This window comes from Terracoccus luteus, from assembly GCF_003635045.1.
Lineage (GTDB): Bacteria > Actinomycetota > Actinomycetes > Actinomycetales > Dermatophilaceae > Terracoccus > Terracoccus luteus.
Map to the genome: position 1 here is coordinate 3,678,532 of NZ_RBXT01000001.1, position 16,283 is coordinate 3,694,814.

Here is a 16,283-nt window from a genome sequence, read left to right on the forward strand (position 1 = left end):
GGACCCCCCCACATGACACGTGTCATCCGATCTCGGTGACACGGGTCTGCTGACCCCACCGCCCGGCGTGCGTACTGTCCGAGGCGTCGTCCCGGAAGCGCGGGACCACAGGTGCTGGTTCCAGTGCTGATTCAGGGGGATGCACACATGAACGACGCCGCGATCTATCTCGCCCTCGGCGACCGGGATTTCTACGACAACCCGTGGGCGTCCGTGGCGGGACGCTCCGGTCCCGAGCTCGCCCCCGCGGCGACGCCCCCGGGCTGGCAGCGTCGGCGGCACGGTCCGTGGGTGCAGTTCCGACCGGAGGGCGCCCTGGCCCGGCCCCTCCCGGCGTCCGGCTGGAAGGTGCACGTGTCGGCCGTGCCGGGCCACGCGGAGGAGGTCGTCGCCCTCGTCGCCCGGGAGTGCTTCGAGAACGGGGTGGCCTGGAAGGCGCTCGCGACCCGCCGCCTCGTCGCCGTCACCCAGAGCAAGTACGCGCCGCGGGAGTCGAGCGGCAAGGTCTGCACCGTCTACCCGCACGACGAGGTCAGCCTCACCGCCCTGCTCGAGCGGCTGCCCCGGGTGCTCGAGGGTCGGCCGGGGCCGTCGGTGGTCGGCGACGCCGGTGATCCGGGCTCACCCGTGTCGGTGAGGTGGGGGGCGTTCCGCTCGGGATGGCTGCGCGCCTCCGGTGGCGAGCCGGTCCCCTCCGTCACCGACGGTGACGGGGCGGCGACGCCGGACCGCCGCATCGGTGGCGGGTCACCCGGACGACCGCCGGCGGTGGTGGGCCGTTGGCTCGAACGGGCTGCGGCGCACGACCGCGAGCAGTCCCTCGACGTCAGCGACGTCGACCTCGTGCACCGCACCAACGCCGGTGCGGTGTACACGGCGCGGCACCGGGGCCGCCGGGTCGTGCTCAAGGAGGCACGCGCCCACAGCGGGCTGACGACGGACGGGTCGGATGCCGTGGCCCGCCTGCGCCACGAGCACCTCGTCCTGCGTCGGCTGGCCGGCCACGGCGTCGCGCCCGCACCGCTCGACTACCTGCGCTGCGGCGGCTCCGAGTTCCTCGTCATGGAGCAGCTCGTGGGCCAGATGCTCTCGCACCGGGTCACCCGGGCCCACCCGACGACGTGCACCCGCGAGCCGGGTGGGGTCGGTGACTACTACCGCTGGGCGGCCGAGGTCGACGAGCGGCTGACCGACCTCGTCGCGCGCATGCACGCGCTCGGCGTCGTGCACCGCGACCTGCACCCCGCCAACGTCATCGTCCTCGACGACGGCTCGCTGCGTCTCATCGACTTCGAGTGCGCCGCCCTCGACGGCGCCCGGGCGAGCGACGCGGGGGGCGCGCCGGGGTTCACCTTCGGGACCGACGGCGAGCCGCGGGACCGCGACGCCTGCGGCCGGCTCTCGCTCATGACGCGCAACCCCGTCGTCATGGTGCTGGACCGGCGCCCCGACCTGCTGTCACGACTGGAGCGGGCCGGCGACGACGACCGCGCCTTCGCCCTGACGGGTGACGTACCGGGGACGAGCGGCACCGGGCCCTCGACGCAGGCGCTCGTCCGCGGCATCCTCGCCGCCGCCACGCCCGACCGGGAGGACCGGCTCCACCCCGGCTCCGTCGAGCAGCTCTGCGTCCCGGGTGGGGCGACCGGGCTGTGGACCGGCGCGTCCGGGGTGCTGTCGGCCCTGGCGGTGCTGGGGGAGGTGGTCCCGGAGCGGCACCTCGACTGGTTGGCCGAGCGGGCCGTCGGCGAGCCCGCCGCCCACCGCGGGCTGGCCCACGGCAGCGACGGCGTCGCGCTCGCCCTGGCCCGGACGGGCCGGCCCGAACAGGCGCTCGCGGTGATCCGCGCCTCACGGGGTCGCGACGCGCTCGCCGCCTCGGGTGTCTCGTGGGGCCACGGTCACGCGGGCGTCGCCGCGGCCCTCTCCGAGACCGCCCGGCTGACCGGGTCGGACGAGCCGCTCGAGGAGGCCGAGGCGGCGGCGCGAACGGCCGTCGCTCTCGTCGCCCGTGACATCGCCGGGGCCCGCTCCGGGGACGGGGCGGCGGTCCGGCCGGGCCTCCTGCACGGGTACGCGGGCACGGGGCTGGCCCTGCTCCGGGTCGCCGACGCGTGGTGGGCGGCCCACCTGCGGCCGGGGCTGCTCGAGGCCGCGGACCGCTGCGTCGAGCACGAGCTCGCGCTCTGCGCGGTCCACGACGGTCACCTCCTCGGTCGTGACCCGCGCGGCCTGCTGCCCTACCTCGGCAGCGGGTCGGCCGCACTCGCGCTGCTGCTCAGGGCGACCGGGCGCCTCGACGACGACCTCGGGTCGGGCACCCTCCGCGACGCGCTCCTGCGGGTGCTGCGCAAGCCGACGCTCGGCGCGGCGGGGCTCGGGGAGGGACGCGCCGGCATCCTGCTCGCGCTCGAGACGCTCGCCCCGCACGACGCAATGGTCGCCGTGCACCGCGACCGGCTCTCGTGGCACGTCGCACCGCGGACCGGCGGCAGCGCCGACGAGCTCTACGTGCTGGGGGAGATGAACCACCGACTCTCGACCGACCTCGCCACCGGCTCGGCAGGGGTCCTGGTGGCGCTCGCGGGGCCGGCCGTCGCGGGCGAGCTGCTGCTGCTGCCGGCCGGTGCGGTCTCGTGACACCTGTCACGCGGCTCCGCTTACCGCCGCCCCTGCCGCCACACCGCCGCCCGGCGAAGACTGAGGTCGTCGCAGTGACCTCCGTCCGCACGACGAGACCCACGACGACAGCGGCCCGGACCACGTCCCGGCCACGACCCGGACCGGGCCCCACAGCCACCGCACCATCCCACCGAAGGAGTCAGACCCATGAGCTTCAACCAGTTCCAGCACCTCGAGAAGACCACCGACCCGACCGTCACCCCGATGGCCTTCACCTGGCTCTCGGTCATGGGCTGGTGCGCCTGACGCACGAGCCCCCGCCGGCCCCGCGCGCGTCCTGCGTCGCCGGGCCCGGCACCAGCCGTCCGGGCGCCGCCCCGACCACCGCGGTCGGCGCCTCCCGACCCATCGACGCCGGAAGGAGAAGAGCCGTGGATGCCGCCGTCCCCCCGACGCGTGACCTCGCCACCGCGATCTCCGTCCGCCGTCTGTGCACGACCGGGGCCGGCGCAGCCGGGACCCCTCGGGGACACGCCCTGCGCGACGTCGACGTCGACGTGGCACCGGGGACCCTGACCCTCGTCGAGGGGGGCCCCGAGGACGGGGTCGGTGAGCTGCTGCGCTGCCTCGCCGGGCGCGCCACGCCGGCGTCCGGCACGGTGCGCGTCTTCGGCGTCGACGTCACCGCGATGCCCGGCACCGAGCGACGGCTGTGGCTCGACCAGCACGTCGGGGCGGCGCTCGGGGCCGCCCCGATGCTCGACTACCTGACCATCGGCGAGAACCTCGACCTGGGCCACGACGCCGCGCGCAGCCGTTCGGTGCTGACCCGGCTCACCTCGCCGGCCCTGCTCGACCTCATGCCCGGTGACGCGACGCCGCTCGAGCGGTGGGTGGTCGAGCTCGCTCGGGCCCTCTCGTCGCAGCGCGACGTCACGGTCGTCGACGTGCCCGCCACGGGTGTCGGCGACCCGCGGTGGATGCCGCAACTCCGGTCGGTCGTCGACCTCTACAGCCGCACCGTGCTCGTCGGCATGAAGGGCCGGGACCCCCGACTGCCGTGCGACGCCGTCGTCGTCATGCGCAGCGGGATGGTCGAGAGCGCCCGTCCGCTCGACAGAGAGGCAGGTCCGTCATGACCACGGTCGGAGTCGTCGTCCTGCGCCGCCTGACCCGCCCCGAACGGGGAGACCCGTTCCGGGCGCAGCAGCTCACCGTCGTCGCCGTCGGCGTCACGACGGGCGTGCTCGGAGCTCTGGCCGCCGCAGGTCGGTGGCAGCTCGCCGGGCTCGTGCTCGTCGTGTGCCTCGTCGTGCTCGTCGTCGCAGCCCGGTCCCTGGCGAGTCTCGTCCGGCGCCTGCGCGCGGTGCGGGCCCGGGAGCGCCTCGTCTTCGAGGCCTTCGGCCGACCCCGGGCCGAGCTCCGGTTCCACCGGCGCCAGCGGCTCGCCGCCGACGTGCCGACCCTCGCGCTCGTCGCGGTCGTCGCGCTCGCCCTGTGGGCGACGCTGGGTCGTCCCGACGGCTGGACGGGGGGTGCCCTGTGTGTGTCGTCCGCCGCGGTCGGTGTCTCGGTGGCCGAGGCGGCCTGGGTCGCGACCGTGCACGGCCACCGCTCCGGGTGGAGGGACGACGATGGTCGCGACTAGCCTGTCGACTACCGCGCGCCCCGTCGGGGTGGGACGTGCGGACCCGGTCGAGGAGCGCAGACGGATGATGGCGAAGGAGGCCGGACAGCCGCTGGGCGGCTTCGGTTCTCGCCTGCCGATGTACGCCTCGTGGGCGATCATCGCCGCTCTCGTCGCGCAGGAGAGCCTCACCGACCTCATCCCGCTCAAGCCCGGCCACCTCACCGCCGGCCTGCTCGGCATCGTGCTCGCCGTCGGCGCGTCGGTCGTCTACATCGTGTGGCAGCTGCGCGTCGTCCGTGGGGCCGCCCCCGAGTCGACGCGACGGCTCGTGCTGCTGCTCACCGCCGCCGCGGTCGGGGCGCTCGTCGTCGACGACCTGTGGGCGCCGCTGCCGCTCGCGATGTCGGCGGTCATGCTCGTCCTGCCGACGTGGCGGGCCGCGGTCGGGGTCGGCGCCCTGCTGCTCGGCTTCGGCGTCTTCGTCTTCGCCCGGTGGAGCGACCGGTACGCCGTCGTCATCCCGCTCGGCATCTTCGCCCTCGCCCTCGTGCTCTACGCCTTCACCCGGCTGTCGGTCGTCATCCGCGAGCTCCAGCTGACCCGGGAGGAGCTGGCCCGCACCCGCGTCGACCAGGAGCGCGAGCGCATGCAGCGCGACCTGCACGACATGCTCGGTCGCACCCTCGTGACGGCGTCCCTGCGCAACCAGGTCGCGTTGCGCACCCTCGACACCGACCCCGCCGCCACCCGCGAGCACCTCGAGCAGCTGCACGCCGTCGTCACCGACGGCCAGGCGCGGCTGCGTGCGGTCACCTCCGGTCCCGTCATCGTCAGCCTCGCCGACGAGCTCGACTCCGCCACGACGCTGTGCCAACGGCTCGGCATCGACCTCGAGGTCGACGCGGACCCGCTGCCCGAGCACGCGCCCGAGCGCACCATCGGCGCCATCGTTCGCGAGTCGGTGACGAACATGCTCAAGCACAGCCGGGCCCAGAGCTGCACCGTCGCCATCCGGGTCGAACCCAGCTCGGTCGTGCTCACGGTCGTCAACGACGGGGCGATCCGCCCCGCCGGCGACCAGGGCGCAGACGGCACCGGCGTGGCCCACCTCCGCTCCGTCGCGGAGGGCCAGGGCGGCAACCTCACCGCCGAGTTCCTCGACGGGTCGCGCTTCCGTGTCTCGGCGCGCCTGCCCCGCCGGGATGCCGACGCCGCGGGCTCGGCTGCCACGGCTCGGACGTCGGGCCGCGAGACGACCACCGCCCGCCGTGGTGACCGACCGGCATCCACCCCCACCCCGCTGACGCAGGAGCCCCGATGAGTGACCCGCTGCGCATCCTCATCGCCGAGGACGTCGACCTCGTCGCCGAGGCCTTCGCCGCCCTGCTCGGCACCGAGCCCGGTTTCGAGGTCGTGGCCCGCGTCGGCCGCGGAGACGAGGTGGCGGCGGCCGCAGAACGCACGAACCCCGACGTCGCCCTGCTCGACGTCGACATGCCGGGGGCGACGGGCATCGAGGCGACCGCCCAGCTCTCGCGGGTGCGGCCCGACTGCAAGGTGCTGCTGCTGACCTCGCTGCCCGGCAGCGGGCACATCCCGCGCGCCCTGGCGGCGGGGGCCTCGGGCTACGTCGTGAAGTCGATGTCGGCGACGCAGCTCATCGACGCCATCCGCTCGGTCGCGTCGGGCCGCACCGTCATCGACCCGCAGCTGGCCGCCGACGCGCTGCGCAGCGGCCCGAGCCCCCTGACGGAGCGGGAGGTGCAGCTGCTCCGGCTCGTCGACCGTGGCCTCGACACCGAGACGATCGCCCGCGAGATGTTCCTGACCAAGGGGACCGTGCGCAACTACCTGTCGACCGTCATGACGAAGATGGACGTGACGACGCGAGGCCAGGCGGTCGCGACCGCACGTGGCCACGGATGGCTCTGACCGGGGCGGGCGCAGGCCATGCGCTCGCGGCGCCCTCGGCGACGCGCTGCCGCTGCCCGCGACACGCCGATCGCGCTGTCTGCCGATGTATCGGGTGACGACTAGAGGCGCGTATAGCCTCCGATCGTGGACCCCGTGACGAACCCCTACGCCCCCGGCGCCGGCCAGCGGCCGCCCGAGCTCGCCGGCCGCGACGAGCAGCTCCGCACCTTCGACGTCGTGCTCGAGCGCATCGCCCGCGGACGGTCCGAGCGCTCGATCGTGCTCACCGGGCTCCGCGGTGTCGGGAAGACCGTGCTGCTCAACGCCCTTCGCGGCTCGGCGGTCCGGGCCGGATGGGGGACGGGCAAGTTCGAGGCACGCCCCGACCAGCGACTGCGCCGTCCGCTCGCCGCGGCGGCGCACCAGGCGGTCCGCGAGCTCGGCCACCCCCGCGGCGCCGAGGTCGACCAGGTGCTCGGCATCATCAAGTCGTTCTCGCAGCGCGACGCCCCGACGGGCGCGAAGCTGCGCGACAAGTGGCAGCCCGGTATCGACGCCCCGGCGGTGACCGGTCGTGCCGACTCGGGCGACATCGAGATCGACCTCGTCGAGCTGTTCACCGACATCGGCGGTCTCGCGGCCGACGTCGGCAAGGGCATCGCCTTCTTCGTCGACGAGATGCAGGACGTCCACCCCGACGACGTGTCGGCGCTGTGCGCGGCCTGCCACGAGATCTCGCAGTCGGGTCTTCCGGTCATCGTCGTCGGGGCCGGGCTGCCGCACCTGCCGGCGGTGCTGTCGGCGTCGAAGTCCTACAGCGAGAGGCTCTTCCGCTACTCACGCATCGACCGCTTGCCCCGCGACGCCGCCGACCGGGCCCTCGTCGGACCGGCCTCCGAGGAGGACGCCGAGTTCACGCCCGAGGCCCTCGACGAGATGTACGCCGTGACGGCCGGCTACCCGTACTTCATCCAGGCCTACGGCAAGGTCGTCTGGGACGTCGCCCCGCGCTCGCCCATCACCGCCGACGACATCCGCGTCGCCGCCCCCGAGGCCGAGAGCGAGCTCGCCGTCGGCTTCTTCGGCTCCCGCTTCGAGCGCGCCACCCCCGCCGAACGCGAGTACCTGCGCGCCATGGCCGACGCGGCGCTGCACGCGGGGGCAGAGGCGGCGGATGCCGACGTGGCCGGCGCCGACGCGGACGGTGACGTGCCCGCGGGGCCGGGCTCACCGGCATCCGACCCGGCGGGGGAGCGGGAGGCGGTGCCGACCTCGGCCGTCGCCGAGGTGCTCGGCCGCAAGCCGCAGTCCCTCTCGCCCGCGCGTGACGCCCTCATCAAAAAGGGCCTCATCTACAGCGGCGAGCGCGGACGCATCGCCTTCACCGTCCCCCACTTCGGACGCTACCTGCGCACCCAGGCCTGACCCCGGGCGTCGAGGTGGGGGGTCGCGCCAGAGCGCGATCTTTCACCTCGACCCGCACGCGCGGCTGCCGCGTCGAGGTAGGCGGCCGCGCTCGAGCGCGACGAGATACCTCGACCCGCCGGGTCGCCGTGGTGGTGGTCTCAGTGGTGGCGGGCGCGGTGCCGGGCCAGCACGTCGAGGCCGAAGTCGTTCGAGGGGTCGCGCCAGACCGAGTGGGCGTGGTTGGCGCCGCGCTGGGTGTTGTCCCACTCGATGAGCAGCCCCGGCCCCTGCAGCCGGTAGTAGTGCGGGGCGCCGGGCTCGGTCGGGCCGGCCCAGGCGAAGTGGATGCCGTCGAGCGCGGCGTCGTCGACGCGCGCCATCGGCGAGACCCCGGCCGGCACCCGGTCGAAGTACGTCGACAGCAGCAGACGCAGGGTCTCGCGCTGTCCGGCGTCGAGGTCGCCGCCGGCCACGCCCCGCGGGTCGAGCGTGTACTGGACCGCTTCGTGGTCGGCCTCCTCGTACGCCGCCGCCGCGTCGATGGCGTCGCTCAGCGCCTGCAGCTTGCCCTGCTCGACGTCGTCGGGGAAGCGGGCGTCACGCCAGATCCCGGCCAGCGGGATGACGCGGTCGCCGTGGTTGATGCGCGTGCGGTTGGCGGTGACGAAGTCGGACGGGGCGGTGGCCCGCAGCAGCGCCCGGGCGGCGGTGTCGGGGTCGAGAGAGCGCATGAGCTCGCGGCCGAGGTCCTCGACCCGGCCGAGCGGTCGGTTCACCGCCCCGCCGAGCAGGGGTGAGGATGCCGGGTCGGCCCCCATGAAGCACGGCGTCGTCGAGACGAGCACCCCGTCGACGACGAGGTTGTTGAGCGAGACGTGGTGGCCGCCGAACCGCCACGCCCACGCCCCGGTGTCGCCCGGGGTCCCGAAGACACTCAGGTAGTACATGCCGGGGTCGCGCCCCCGCTCGCGGTCGAAGATAGTGACGAAGCCCTCGTGGGCGTCGAGCACGTTCTCGAGCCCCATCGTCGTGGCCACGGTCACGTAGCCGGCGGTCGAGAGCCCGGAGGCGACGAGCCGCATCGCCCCGCGCTGCTGGCGCGGCCGCTGCTCGTGCAACGTCAGGCCGCCGTGGTCGGTCGGCGTGTAGAACCACCGCCGGCGCTCGTCGTCGGTGGCGTCGTCAGCGGGTGCCGCGCCCTGGGCCTTCCGCCGCTGCGCCTCGTCGAGGCCGTCCAGCCACGCGCGTGCCGCGTCGGCCATCGCGGCGGCGACGACACGCCGTGCCGAGACCTCGTCGTCCACCGGCCGGCTGCCCAGGTCCGTCATGTCGCGAATCTAGTTGACAGTGGTGTGACTTGGGCGGAGGCGTTACGTTCGGGACGGATGCCGCCGGCTGTCGGTGGCGCGACGACTGGAGACACCGTGGCCACTCCCACCGACGACCGTCGAGACCTGCTCACCGTGATCGCCTACATGACGGCGGCCGAGGGCAAGGCCGACGAGCTGCGGGCCGAGCTCGAGGCGCTCATCGAGCCGACGAGCCAGGAGGACGGCTACGTCAACTACGACCTCCACGAGAGCGTCGAGAACCCGGGCTCGTTCTTCCTCTACGAGAACTGGGAGTCGGGTGAGCAGCTCGACACCCACCTCGCCGCGCCCCACCTCGTGCGTTTCGCCGGCCTGCTCGGCGACCTCGTCGACGAGAAGGGCCTGAGTATCAACCGGGTCCGTCGCATCGCCTGACCCGGCGGGTCACGGGCCGGACCGCTCGCCTCAGACGAGCGGGGACAGCTCGCCGACGAGGTCGACCGACAGCAGCCGGCGCACCTCGTCGGCAGGGTGACGGTCGAGCAGCGCCATGAGCTTGGTCAGCGCCGCCTCGAACGTGAGGTCGGCCCCGGCGACGGCACCAGTCTCGAAAAGCGCTGCGCCCGTTGCGTACTGGCCTGCCCGTACCGCACCGCTGTCGCACTGGGTCGTCACGAGCACGACGACACCGGATGCCGTGGCCGCCTCCAGGGCGCGCAGGAACCACGGCTCGGACGGGCCGTTGCCGGCCCCGTAGGCCTCGATCACCACGCCGCGCAGCCCGGGCCGGGTGAGCACGGCGGTCAGGGTGTGCTCGTCGAGCGCGGGGTGCAGCTTGAGTGCCGCGACGTCGGCGCACAGGCCACCGGTCCGTCGCAGCCCCCCGGCACCGGGCGGTCGGACGAGCGACGCGGTCACCTCGAGCGAGACGCCGGCGTGGGCGAGCGGCGGCAGGTCGGGGGAGGCGAAGCCGGAGAAGCGGTCGGCGCTCACCTTGCGCGACCGGCATCCGCGCAGGAGCAGGTCGCCGAAGGCGACCGTCACCTCGGGCACGACGGGTGCGCCGGTGCCATCGCGGAGCGCGGCGAAGGCGCCTGCGGTGTAGAGGTTCCGGTCGGCGTCGGACCGGCGCTCGCCCAGCGGACGCTGTGACCCGGTCAGCACCACCGGCCGGTCGACACCCTCGAGGAGGAAGGCGAGGGCGGACGCGGAGTAGGCCATGGTGTCGGTGCCGTGCAGGACGACGACCCCCGTGTGGTCGCCGGCGAGCTCGACGACGGCGTCGGCGATGTCGAGCCACCGCCCGGGTCGGATGGCCGAAGAGTCGATGGGGTCGTCGAACGCCGCGATGGTGACGCCGACGGGCAGCTCGTCGGGGTCGCGCAGGTGGGCGGCGAGGCGGCCGAAGTCCTGCGGCACCAGGGCCCCGTCGGCGCGCGTCGTCATGCCGATGGTGCCTCCGGTGTAGAGCAGCAGCAGGCGCTGCTCGGCGTCAGGTGGTCCCACGGTCCCGTGGACGTGGAGCGAGGCCCCCCCGGACGTCGTCACGCCGCCCCCTCAGCCGTCACGGCCGCGTCCCATGGCGCCGTTCTGTGCGGCGACCACGCAGTCGCTCATGTCGGTCGCCGTTTCTTGGGGCTCGTCGGGCGCGGTCGTCGGCTCGCTCGTCATCGTCGTCGCTCCTGCCCCTGGTGGTGCGCCCCTGCGCACGCTGGGGGTCAACGTACGCCCCGCGCGGTGGTCCCGTCAGCGCGACACCGGTGCGGGCGCGGAGAGCGCCGCCGACGGCGAGGCCGTCGTCTCCGGCCACCAGTGCGGCGCCGCGGCGACCCGGTGCGCCGGCACCCCGGCATCCGCCCAGTGACGCCGGGCCGCGGCCACCGTCGGCGCGCCGCCGATCGCGCACGCCCACAGTCGGGTTCGCCTCTCCCGGGGCAGGTGGCTCAGCAGGTCGGCGACCACGGTCGAGCCGCCGCGCCCGTCGAAGAACCCCCGCCGCACCACCCACGTGACGTCGACACCTGCGGGGTGGGTGAGGGCTCGACGGTCGTCGGGGTGGGCGAGCTCGAGCACGGCACGGCCGGTCGCGCCGGGGCTCAGAGACGCGAGGATGCCGGCCGCCGCGGGCAGCGCGCCGGCGTCGGCGACGATCTCGACCTCCCGGCACGACGGGTGCGGCAGGGCACCCACCCCGGCGTCGACGACCGTGACCGGGTCACCGATGCCGCACTCGAGGGCCCACGTCGCCAGCGGTCCGCCCGCTCCCGTCGTCGTGAGGCCGTGCAGGTGCACGTCGACCTCGAGGACGGCGGCCGGGGTGCCGGCGTGACGGACCGCGCGCACCGTCAGCGTGCGGGTGACGGGCAGGAGGCTCGGGTCGGGCACGGCGCCCACCGGTCCGAGCACGGGGATGAGCGCGCGGACGCGGTGGTCGGCGCCGAGTGGCGTGAGGTGGCGTAGGTCGTCGCCGGCCAGAGAGACGCGCACGAAGGACGGCGAGAGGCGGACCGCGGCACAGACCTCGAGGTCCATCACGGTGCAGCGGCTGGTCGGGTCGGTCGGGTCGGCGGCCATGTCACCCCTGTCGGCGGCTCTCGGTTAGGTGAGGCAAACCTAACCACGTCGCAGGTGTCCGGTCCAGACGTGTCCACCTCGTGGTGGCGGGTACCCCGTCAGCCGCGGAAGGGGATGCTCGAGCGACGCACCGGCACGTCGTAGCCGCGGGCCGCCAGCAGGGCCGCCAGCGACGCGGTGGCGGCCCGGCCGTTCGCGGACGGGGAGATGGCCACCTCCCGGATCGGCAGGGGAGCGGCCGACGTCGTCAGGGCGGCGTGTCCTCCGGCGCCGGTCCCCGCAGCGTCCGGGGCGGACCCGGTGAGCCAGAGGTGGGGCGCGATGCCGTAGCGCGTCGGTCGGTAGCGCACGACGCCTCGCCAGCCGCCCAGGCCGGAGCGGTGCAGCAGCGAGGTCGAGTGGCGGACTTCGCGCTCGTCCACGAACCCCGGGTGCTTGATGAGCACGAGGGCCTGCTCGACGTCATCGAGGGTCGAGGCCATCGCCTCGACGACACTGGCCGTCGGGCTCCCGGCGGCCAGCCGGCGGCGGGCTTCCGCGACGTCGTCACCGAACCCGTCGAACACCGCCCGGGCCAGTCGGCGCTGCTCCTCCTCGCCGTACCGCACCGGGGCCCAGGGGCGCTGGCGCACGTAGCCCACGTCGGCCGTGGCCGCGTCACCGGGCGCCGCGGGGCTCGACAGCAGCTCGGCCGGCAGCGCGGCATCCTCGTCGGTGAGCACGAGAAGGGGGGCGGTCGGGTCGAGGCCGACGGCGTACGACTCGCCGAGCCCGCCGTAGGTGCGCCACATGGCCAGCAGGTCCCAGTGCCGGGCGGCGCTGAGGATGAAGAAGGTGCTGGGCGACGGCCCGCCGTCACCGGTCTCTGCGTCACGGGTTCGCGAGCGCAGCAGCCGCGCCAGCGGGTCGCCGGCCGCGGCGGACGCGTCCAGCTCGGCCGCGATGCGGCTGGCGCCGAGGCGCACCTCGGCGTTGTCGTTGAGAAACTCCGACGCGGTCGCCCACAGCACGTGGTCGGTGAGGATGCCGAGCAGACCGGCTCCGTCCGTGTAGTGCCAGACCAGCTCGTCGGGGGGCATGGCCCTCACGCTAGACCGCGCGGGCTCAGGCGATGGCCGACGCCTGGTACTCCTCGCCGGTCGACGGGCGGTCGACCATCGGCCGGACGGGCAGGTAGCGCCCGGTCATGAGCGGCGAGCTGATCATCATGTCGGCGGTGGCGAGGTTGGTGGCGACCGGCACGTTCCACAGCGTCGCGAGCCGCAGCAGGGCCTTGACGTCGGTGTCGTGCGGCTGGGGCTCGAGCGGGTCCCAGAAGAAGATGAGGACGTCGATGTCGCCCTCGGCGATCTTCGCGCCGATCTGCTGGTCGCCGCCGAGCGGCCCGGACAGGAAGCGGTGGACGGGCAGGCCGAGCTCGAACTCGAGCATCGTCCCGGTCGTGCCCGTCGCGGACAGCCGGTGGTGGCGCAGGTGCTCGGCGTTGAACTCGGCCCAGCGCAGCAGCTCGACCTTCTTGTTGTCGTGCGCGACGAGCGCGATGTGCCGGCGGATGAGCGGGGCGATGAAGTCGGTCATGTCGGTGCGGTCCCTGGTCGGTGGTGGCGGGTGGGTCACCACGACTGCGGGGTGGGGCCGGCGACCGTGTCGGCACGTCCAGTGTGCGCACACGCGCGCGACGGTGTCCAACAGGGCTCAGCGGTCGGCTTTCTCCTCGTCACCGTTCGACATTGGCCTCCGGCTGTCCGAGCCGCCGGGGCTGTCGGCCTTTCCGGCACCGTCCGGGTCGTCGTCGGAGTCAGCGTCGGCGTCGTCACGGGCGCCGTCCCCGGTCTGCAACGAAGCCAGCTCGGGGAGCAGCTCGTGCCGCTGGCGGAAGGTGTTCATGATGGCGAGCGCCACTGCGGCGACGGGGATCCCGATGAGCGCCCCGATGGGGCCGAAGAGCGCGGCCCCGGCGATGACGGAGCCGAGGGCGACGGCCGGGTGCACGTCCATCGTGCGGCGGCTGATGCGCGGCGTGAAGACGTAGTTCTCGATCTGCTGGTAGACCGTGGCGAAGGCGGCGATCCACAGGGCGTTGATCGGCTTATCGAGCAGCGAGAAGAGCGCGGGCAGGGCCACGCCGATGTACGTGCCGACCGTCGGGATGAACTGGCCGACGATGCCGGCGAACACGCCGAGCGGCAGCCAGAACGGCACGTCGATGAACCAGAAGAAGGCGACGTGGAAGGCCGCCGACAGCGTGGCGAGCAGCAGCTTGGAGATGACGTAGCCGCCGGTCTTCTCGACCGAGATAGTCCACACCGTGACGAAGACGCGTTGGTAGCGCTGGGGCAGCCACGAGCCGATGGTCTGGCGCAGGCGCGGGCTGTCGGCGGAGAAGTAGAACGTGAAGACGAGGATGGTCAGCGAGTCGAAGACGAACGTGACGACCGATCCGAAGATCCCGAGGATGCCGCCGCCGTACCGTCCCGCGAGCTCGGCCAGCTTGTCGGGCGTGACCGACAGGGCCGACTGCATCTGGGCGATGTCGAACTTCGTGCCGAAGGTGTCGTTCACCCAGTCGACCGCCGTGGAGAACGTCCCCGGCAGCTGCGCCCCGAGCGCGCTGAGCTGGGAGACGAAGACCGCGCCGAAGAGCTCGGCGAGACCGGCGATGAGCAGCAGCAGGGCGATCATCGTCAGGCCGGTGGCGAGGCCCCGCTTGACCTTGTGCCGCGAGAGCCAGAGCACGACGGGCTCCATCGCGATCGACAGCAGCCACGCGAGCAGCAGCAGGAACAGGAAGGGCCCGGTCGCGCTGAAGGCCCACATGAGGATCCACAGCAGGACGATCGAGGACAGGACGATGAGCACGGTGCGCCGCACGTTCTGGGAGGTGACGGCCACCCACTGCGGGTTGTCGTGCGAGCCGACGGGGCCCGACGGCCGTCCGGTGGGCTGGTCGGGTGTCTTTGACCTGCGCTCTGCCGTCACCGTCGGAGCCTAGTGCTCACGTCGTCCTCCCTCGTCCACCCCGTCATACCCGTGCCCGACCGGAGTCGTCGGTGTGCGTCCGTCGTCGGGGCCGGTCTCGGCGCCCTCGCCGGGTGGCGCCGGTCAGCGTCGCGCGACCGGTACCTCGGCCTGCACCTCGCCCGCCTCGACCCCGATGCCGAGCGGGTCGGGGGAGGTGATGGCCTCCGGCCGCCAGCCCGCGCCCTTGACGTCGCCGACGGCCTCGTCGAGCAGGGCGAGCTGTTCCTCGAGGGGGGCGCGTCGGTCGTCGTTGACGTGGTCGAGCAGGTCCTCGAGGGCGGCGCGCAGCCGGCGGGAGACCTGCAGCGACCCGGCGCCCGACGTGCGCATCTCGTCGAAGCCGAGACGGACGAAGGCGGCCCAGTCCATCGACGGGATGACGACGCGGACCTGTCCCCGGTCGTCGCACTCGATGCCGTCGGGCAGCCGACGCCGGGCGAGCTGACGCAGCACGTCGTGGACGCGGTCGATGACCTGCACGGTGGTGGTGGGGTCGGCGTGCGGGCTCTCGCTTATCGCCTTCGTGCCCATGTCGACGAGCATGCGCAGGCCGTAGGCGACGTCCTGCTGGAGGCTGCGCTCGAGGGTGAGGTCGACGGCCTTGTGCAGCTTGTCGAGGTCGACGTCCGCGACGGTCATCCCCGCGAGGCGGACCAGGGGTGCGCCCGCCGGCACGAACTGGCCGATGGCAGGCACGAGCTGGAGGCGGCCGCCTGCCGCGCTGGCCACCTCGACGAGCGCCTCACGGTCGACGAGGCTGAGCACACCGGACGCGGACGCGGTCACGAGGTGGGGGTCGTCAGGCTCGTCGACGTCGAGCCGTTCGGTGTAGAGCTCGTCCATGAGGTCGCGGGTGTCCTTGCCGACGAGCTCGATGAGCGCCGACACCCGCAGCGAGCGTCCGATGTGGTGCACGTAGATGACGAGCACGACGATGTCGACCACGACGAGCAGGAACGTGACCGCCACCGACAGCCCGGGCACCACGGGGTCGTCGTCACTGACCTGCACCTCGCGCATGGAGAGCATCGCCTGCACGAAGGTGGCGACGAAGAGGCCGATGGCGTTCTGGCTGGGCCGGTCCTGCAGGAAGGTCTGCACGATGCGGGGCGAGAACTGCGCCATGGCGAGCTGCACGATCACCATCGTGATGGCGAGCACCGTCGCGACGAGGCTGATCATCGACGCCGCCACGGTGCCGAGGATCGCGAGCGCGGCGTCGGGGCCACCGATGAGCGTCTGCGGGATGAGCTCGAAGTCGAGGGCGCGGTCGGTGAACGTCGTCGCGACGTTGATGACGAGACCGACCACGGCGTAGAGCAGCGGGATGAACCACAACCCGCTCCGCAGGCTGCTCAGCACCTTGGTGAACTTCATGACGGCCCAACCCCTGACGACTCCGCGCGGGCTCGGCCCGCGTCGCGGGCGGCTGGCGGTCAGCGCCCGGGGGTCGTCACCGGCGAACCGGCTCCGACCTGTCGGGGCCCGTACCCGCAAGGGGGCGCGTCCCGTCGGCCCCCGCGGGCCCGGCCCCGCGGCATCCGGCCCGTGCGGTGCCGTGGGTCAGGAGGCGCGCCGGCGCTCGCGGCGCTCGGCCTTCGCGGCGCGGTGGGCGTCGACGCGGGCCCGGTGGTCGGCCTCGAGCCGCATCTTCGGGTCGTTGTGCGACTCGAGCTGGGCCGGCCCGAAGAGGGTGAGGCCCGCGAGGCGCAGGCGGTACCAGAGGCGGTGGCCGATGGTGAGACGTGCGGGGCGTCGGGCTGCGCTCATGGGTTCCGTCCTGATCGTTAGTGCACTAATGGTCA

General features: G+C 73.7%; 15 protein-coding genes. 7 read left to right on the forward strand and 8 right to left on the reverse strand.

Annotation, left to right across the window (positions count from 1 at the left end):
• Positions 1-147 precede the first annotated feature (147 nt).
• From DFJ68_RS16550 to DFJ68_RS16575, 6 genes are all read left to right on the forward strand, one after another.
• Positions 148-2,640, forward strand: a complete 2,493-nt coding sequence (locus tag DFJ68_RS16550; protein ID WP_121034674.1) for a class III lanthionine synthetase LanKC N-terminal domain-containing protein — start codon at positions 148-150, stop codon at positions 2,638-2,640.
• Positions 2,641-3,053: 413 nt separating this feature from the next.
• The gene (locus DFJ68_RS16555) at positions 3,054-3,761 is read left to right on the forward strand and encodes an ATP-binding cassette domain-containing protein (RefSeq protein ID WP_121034675.1); all 708 of its coding nucleotides are present in this window, start codon (positions 3,054-3,056) and stop codon (positions 3,759-3,761) included.
• Positions 3,758-4,270: a hypothetical protein gene (locus DFJ68_RS16560; protein ID WP_121034676.1), complete on the forward strand. Its 513-nt coding sequence runs from the start codon at positions 3,758-3,760 to the stop codon at positions 4,268-4,270. The genes DFJ68_RS16555 and DFJ68_RS16560 overlap by 4 nt, the downstream gene beginning before the upstream one ends.
• A 64-nt stretch (positions 4,271-4,334) precedes the next feature.
• Positions 4,335-5,573: a sensor histidine kinase gene (locus DFJ68_RS16565; protein WP_121034677.1), complete on the forward strand. Its 1,239-nt coding sequence runs from the start codon at positions 4,335-4,337 to the stop codon at positions 5,571-5,573.
• Positions 5,570-6,184, forward strand: a complete 615-nt coding sequence (locus tag DFJ68_RS16570) for a response regulator transcription factor (protein WP_121034678.1) — start codon at positions 5,570-5,572, stop codon at positions 6,182-6,184. The genes DFJ68_RS16565 and DFJ68_RS16570 overlap by 4 nt, the downstream gene beginning before the upstream one ends.
• Before the next feature lie 126 nt (positions 6,185-6,310).
• Positions 6,311-7,591, forward strand: a complete 1,281-nt coding sequence (locus tag DFJ68_RS16575; RefSeq protein ID WP_121034679.1) for an ATP-binding protein — start codon at positions 6,311-6,313, stop codon at positions 7,589-7,591.
• A gap of 140 nt (positions 7,592-7,731) precedes the next feature.
• Here DFJ68_RS16575 and DFJ68_RS16580 read toward each other — a convergent pair whose 3' ends face one another.
• Positions 7,732-8,901: a DUF3500 domain-containing protein gene (locus DFJ68_RS16580; protein ID WP_121034680.1), complete on the reverse strand. Its 1,170-nt coding sequence runs from the start codon at positions 8,899-8,901 to the stop codon at positions 7,732-7,734.
• Positions 8,902-8,997: 96 nt separating this feature from the next.
• Here DFJ68_RS16580 and DFJ68_RS16585 point away from each other — a divergent pair, with 96 nt between their 5' ends.
• A complete protein-coding gene (locus tag DFJ68_RS16585) occupies positions 8,998-9,318 on the forward strand; it encodes a putative quinol monooxygenase (protein ID WP_121034681.1) in 321 nt (106 codons plus the stop codon).
• Positions 9,319-9,348: 30 nt separating this feature from the next.
• Here DFJ68_RS16585 and DFJ68_RS16590 read toward each other — a convergent pair whose 3' ends face one another.
• The 7 genes from DFJ68_RS16590 to DFJ68_RS16620 all read right to left on the reverse strand — a co-directional run bounded on the left by DFJ68_RS16590 (position 9,349) and on the right by DFJ68_RS16620 (position 16,248).
• Entirely contained in the window at positions 9,349-10,389 is a 1,041-nt protein-coding gene (locus DFJ68_RS16590; RefSeq protein WP_147431635.1) for an asparaginase, read from the reverse strand.
• A gap of 240 nt (positions 10,390-10,629) precedes the next feature.
• Positions 10,630-11,457 (reverse strand): siderophore-interacting protein, encoded by an 828-nt coding sequence (locus DFJ68_RS16595; protein ID WP_121034683.1) that lies wholly within the window; start codon positions 11,455-11,457, stop codon positions 10,630-10,632.
• Between the two features lie 98 nt (positions 11,458-11,555).
• Positions 11,556-12,536: a hypothetical protein gene (locus DFJ68_RS16600; RefSeq protein ID WP_121034684.1), complete on the reverse strand. Its 981-nt coding sequence runs from the start codon at positions 12,534-12,536 to the stop codon at positions 11,556-11,558.
• A gap of 25 nt (positions 12,537-12,561) precedes the next feature.
• Positions 12,562-13,035, reverse strand: coding sequence for a methylglyoxal synthase (locus DFJ68_RS16605; protein WP_121034685.1), 474 nt, complete (start codon positions 13,033-13,035; stop codon positions 12,562-12,564).
• 117 nt (positions 13,036-13,152) lie between these two features.
• Positions 13,153-14,436 carry an AI-2E family transporter gene (locus DFJ68_RS16610; RefSeq protein ID WP_147431636.1) on the reverse strand — a complete coding sequence of 428 codons (1,284 nt, stop codon included), beginning with the start codon at positions 14,434-14,436 and terminating at the stop codon, positions 13,153-13,155.
• 123 nt (positions 14,437-14,559) lie between these two features.
• Positions 14,560-15,855 carry a DUF2254 domain-containing protein gene (locus DFJ68_RS16615; RefSeq protein ID WP_121034687.1) on the reverse strand — a complete coding sequence of 432 codons (1,296 nt, stop codon included), beginning with the start codon at positions 15,853-15,855 and terminating at the stop codon, positions 14,560-14,562.
• Positions 15,856-16,041: 186 nt separating this feature from the next.
• The gene (locus DFJ68_RS16620; RefSeq protein ID WP_121034688.1) at positions 16,042-16,248 is read right to left on the reverse strand and encodes a hypothetical protein; all 207 of its coding nucleotides are present in this window, start codon (positions 16,246-16,248) and stop codon (positions 16,042-16,044) included.
• Between the last annotated feature and the right edge of the window lie 35 nt (positions 16,249-16,283).